Annotated in this window: 4 protein-coding genes and 1 pseudogene; 2 read left to right on the top strand and 3 right to left on the bottom strand. The window is 73.8% G+C overall.

The annotated features are described in order from the left end of the window. Positions 1-169 (bottom strand): annotated as a pseudogene (locus ACTUAL_RS24300) (23S rRNA (adenine(2503)-C(2))-methyltransferase RlmN); the annotation flags it as partial. 110 nt (positions 170-279) lie between these two features. On the opposite strand from ACTUAL_RS24300, the gene ACTUAL_RS24295 reads away from it, so the two are divergent. Then, the gene (locus ACTUAL_RS24295) at positions 280-1,179 is read left to right on the top strand and encodes a PadR family transcriptional regulator (protein WP_440901875.1); all 900 of its coding nucleotides are present in this window, start codon (positions 280-282) and stop codon (positions 1,177-1,179) included. 97 nt (positions 1,180-1,276) lie between these two features. On the opposite strand, the gene ACTUAL_RS24290 is transcribed toward ACTUAL_RS24295, so the two are convergent. Then, a complete protein-coding gene (locus ACTUAL_RS24290) occupies positions 1,277-2,254 on the bottom strand; it encodes an aldo/keto reductase (protein ID WP_440901874.1) in 978 nt (325 codons plus the stop codon). Positions 2,255-2,264: 10 nt separating this feature from the next. Continuing rightward, positions 2,265-3,014, bottom strand: coding sequence for a class I SAM-dependent methyltransferase (locus tag ACTUAL_RS24285; protein WP_440901873.1), 750 nt, complete (start codon positions 3,012-3,014; stop codon positions 2,265-2,267). 103 nt (positions 3,015-3,117) lie between these two features. Between ACTUAL_RS24285 and ACTUAL_RS24280 the strand changes: the two genes are divergently transcribed. Continuing rightward, a complete protein-coding gene (locus ACTUAL_RS24280) occupies positions 3,118-3,879 on the top strand; it encodes a VOC family protein (RefSeq protein WP_440901872.1) in 762 nt (253 codons plus the stop codon). Positions 3,880-4,018: the final 139 nt, after the last annotated feature.

Genomic DNA, 4,018 nt, shown 5'->3' with positions numbered 1-4,018 from the left:
GGTCGACGGTGAGCCTGCCGAAGTAGTGGTTCGACAGCTGGTTGGCCCGGAAGGGCTGCTCGCCCAGCGAGGCCACGGCCTCGCGCCGCTGCTCGGCGGTGAGGTCGGCGAGGTGGCGCGGCGGCAGCCCGCGCTTGGGCGCGTCGAAGACGAGGGGGAGGGCAGTCATAGCCCATCCAGTGTCGCACGACCCGTCGCACTATCGGACGTTGCATCGCGATAGCTTCCGATATATCGTCGATAGCGTCTTACCGATACACACCCGATGAGGAGATCGACATGAGTGCGAACGACGAGCGCTTCGACGGCGGCCACGGGCACGGCGGTCGCGGCGGCCGGGGGCCGGGTCACGGCCGGGGTCGCGGGGAGCACGGGCACGGTGGTCACGGGCCTGGTGATCACGGTCGCGGCGGGCACGGGCACGGCTTCGGTCCCGGTCGCGGCGGCGGGTTCGGCTTCGGGTTCGGCGACTTCGACGCCCACCCCGGAAGGCCGGACCGCGGCGGCCCCGGCTTCGACCCCGGTTTCGGCCCCGGCTTCGACCACGACGAGGACCACGACCGGGGTCGCCCCGGTTTCGGCTTCGGCCCCCGCATGGGCCGGGGCGGGGGCGGGCGCTTCGGCAGGGGCGGCTTCCCAGGGATGCCCGGAATGCCGGGGATGCCCCCCATGCCGCCGATGCCGCCCGGCCCGCCGGACTTCTTCGGCGGTCACCGGCGCGGTGGCAGGCAGCGGCGCGGCAACGTGCGCGCCGCCGTCATCGCCCTGCTGGCCGAGCGGCCCATGCACGGCTACGAGATGATCCAGGAGATCGGCCAGCGCACCGACGGCCTGTGGAGGCCCAGCCCCGGCTCGGTCTACCCGACGCTCCAGCTGCTGGCCGACGAGGGCCTGGTGGTAGCCGCCGAGGAGCAGGGCGGCAAGAAGCTGTTCCAGCTCACCGAGAGCGGCCGGACCGAGGCCGAGTCCGCCGAGGGCGTCCCGCCGTGGGAGCAGGTCACCGACGGCGTCGACCAGGGCGAGGCGCGGCTGCGCGAGGCGGCCAAGCAGATCGGCGCGGCCATGATGCAGATGGTGCACGCGGGCACCGAGGACCAGCAGCGGCGGGCCGCCGAGCTGCTGGACGAGACCCGCCGCAAGCTCTACGCCATCCTCGGCGAGAGCCCGGAAGAGGACTGATCGGACACGGCGGGGGCAGGGCTCACCACGAGCCCGGCCCCCGCCGCCGTCCTGCTCACCGATGCCGGGTCACCGGCGCCGGATCACCAGCGCCGGATCACCAGCGGTCGTGGACCACCGGGCGCACCAGCTCGTCGTACACCGCGCGGACCTCGTCGTGCGAGGACAGCGGCGCGAGGTCGGCCGCGGCGGCGTTCGCGCGGGCCTGCTCGGGGTTGCGCGCGCCGGGGATCACCGTGGTGACCTGCGGCTGGTCCAGGATCCAGCGCAGCGCGAACTGCGCCATGGTCGCGTCCTGCGGCACCAGGGGCCGCAGCCGCTCCACGGCGGCGAGCCCGGTGTCGTAGGGCACGCCGGAGAACGTCTCGCCGACGTCGAACGCCTCGCCCGCCCGGTTGTAGTTCCGGTGGTCGTCGGCGCCGAACGAGGTGTCGGCGGTGTACCGCCCGGACAGCAGGCCCGACGCCAGCGGCACGCGGGCGATGATCGCGACCCCGGCCTCGGCGGCGGCGGGCAGCACGCGCTCCAGCGGCTTGTGCCGCAGCGCGTTCAGGATGATCTGGACGCTGGCCACGCCGGGCCGCGCGATCGCGGTCAGCGCCTCCTGCACGGTCTCGACGCTGACGCCGTACGCGCCGATCCGCCCGGACTCGACCATCGAGTCGAGCGCGTCGAACACCTCGTCGGTCGAGTAGACCGGCGTGGGCGGGCAGTGCAGCTGCACCAGGTCGATCGTGTCGACGCCGAGGTTGCGGCGCGAACGGTCGTTCCAGGCCAGGAAGTTCTCCCCGGTGTAGTTCTCCGGGACCTGGTCGACCCGGCGGCCCATCTTGGTGGCGACGGTGACGCCCTCGCCGCCGCGCTCCTTCAGGAACCGGCCGACCAGGCTCTCGCTGCGACCGTCGCCGTAGACGTCGGCGGTGTCGAAGAAGTTCACCCCGGCGTCGGCGGCGGCGTGCAGCACGGCCAGCGCGTCCGCCTCGTCGACCTGGCCCCAGTCGGCGCCGAGCTGCCAGCAGCCCAGCCCGACGACCCCGAACGAGCGTCCCAACCTGCGTGCTTCTCGGTTCTCCACCCGGCCGATTTTAGGGAAGGAGCAGCCCGGACGGCTTGGTGCGGGTGTGCAGCCGGTAGCCGACGGGCAGTTCGAGGCCCGGCGTGGCGGCGATGGCCCGCTCGGCGACGGCGGCGGAGAACTCGATGCGCAGCACCGCCTCCAGGTCCGCGCGCCGCTCGAACCGCCACAGCGCGGTGACCCGGCGCAGCGCGAACCCCTGCTCCTCGAAGAAGGCCCGCACCCGCTCCGGCCGGTAGCCGGGCTCGTCGGAGCACAGCCACGGCCCGTACGGCTCGGCCTCGCCGTCCAGGTCGACCACGGCCAGCGCGCCGCCGGGCCGCAGCACCCGGTCGGCCTCGGCGAGACCGGGTTCGCAGCCGGGGCCGAAGAAGTAGGCGGTGCGGGCGTGCACGAGGTCGGCGGACGCGTCGGGCAGCGGCAGCCGCTGCGCCGGACCGCGCGCCACGGACACCCCGTCGAGCCCGGCGACCCGCGCGCGGGCCCGCTCGACCAGCGGCGGGTGCGGCTCGACGCCGACCACCGACGCCGCGTCGACCGCGAACCGGGGGAGGTGGAACCCGTCGCCGCACCCGACGTCGACGACGTCCTTGCCGCCCCAGTCGAACGCCTCGCGCAGCGCGGTCCACAGCGCCCCGTCGGCGTCCTGCGCGCGGTTCTCGACCTCGTACACGGCGGGCCAGTGCCAGATGTTCGGGCTCGGCACGACCTCCCCCGCAGGCCGGACCGCCGCCAGAGCCGCGCGCACGAATCCCTTCACGTGAAGAATGTAGAGCCGTAGCGTTGCCCGGACCTAGGGGAGGTTCGCCGTGGCCATCGTCCCGAATTCACCCGCGCTAGCGGAACTGCTGCCCGGTGCGCCCGTGTGGGTGCAACTGCCGGTGTCGGACCCGGAAGCGACGCGGGACTTCTACACCGGCCTGTTCGGCTGGGACTACGTCGAGGACGGGGCGGGAGGAGTCGCGCTGATCGGGGAGCTGCCGGTCGCCGGGTTCTGGCCCGCCGACGAGCACGGGGCTTGGACCGTCTACCTGAGCACGCCGCACGCCCGCGCCACCGCGGAGAAGGCGCAGGCGCTCGGCGGCCTGGTGGTCAGGGAGGCGACCGAGACCAGCACGCTGATCGCCGACCCGACCGGCGCCGTGGTCGGGTTCCGCAAGGTGCCCGAGGACTGGCTGTTCGGCACCAGCGGGCACGGCATGTACGCGTGGGCCGAGCTGAACACCCGCGACGGCGAGGTGGCGGACGGGTTCTTCCGCGAGCTGTGCGGGTACGAGGTGACCCAGATCGGCGACGGGCTGACCCTGGACTACTCGCTGTGGTCCACCGAGGGGAAGACCCTGCTGGGCAGGCAGCGGATGGGGAGCGCGTTCCCGCTGAGCACGCCCGCGCACTGGTCGGTGCACTTCACCGCGTCGCCCGAGGTGGGCGCGGACTCGGTGGCGGCGCGGGTGCTGGAGCTGGGCGGGAGCGTGTCGGTGGAGCCGTACGACTCGCCGCAGGGCCGCGTCACGGTGGTGGCCGACCACGCGGGCTCGGTGTTCACCGTGATCGACCCGTCCCGCGCGACCCCGCTCGCCGACGGCGACTCGGGGGCCGAGGTGGACGACCCGTACGACGACTGAGGGTCCCCGGAAAACGACCGAGGCCGGGGAGCATCGCACCCCGGCCTTGAGTCGTGCGCTCGATCCGCCCGTCAGGGCACGAACAGCTGCAGCATCATCCAGCCCGCCACCGCCGAGGGCAGCAGCGAGTCCATGCGGT

Source organism: Actinosynnema sp. (assembly GCF_052038725.1).
Note: the sequence above shows the minus strand (reverse complement) of the source record. Positions and strands in the feature narration are given on the sequence as shown.

What these genes read in the sequence shown, in the direction of transcription:
- ACTUAL_RS24295 (WP_440901875.1), top strand. Translation starts at nt 280, where the DNA reads ATGAGTGCGAACGACGAGCGCTTCGACGGCGGCCACGGGCACGGCGGT.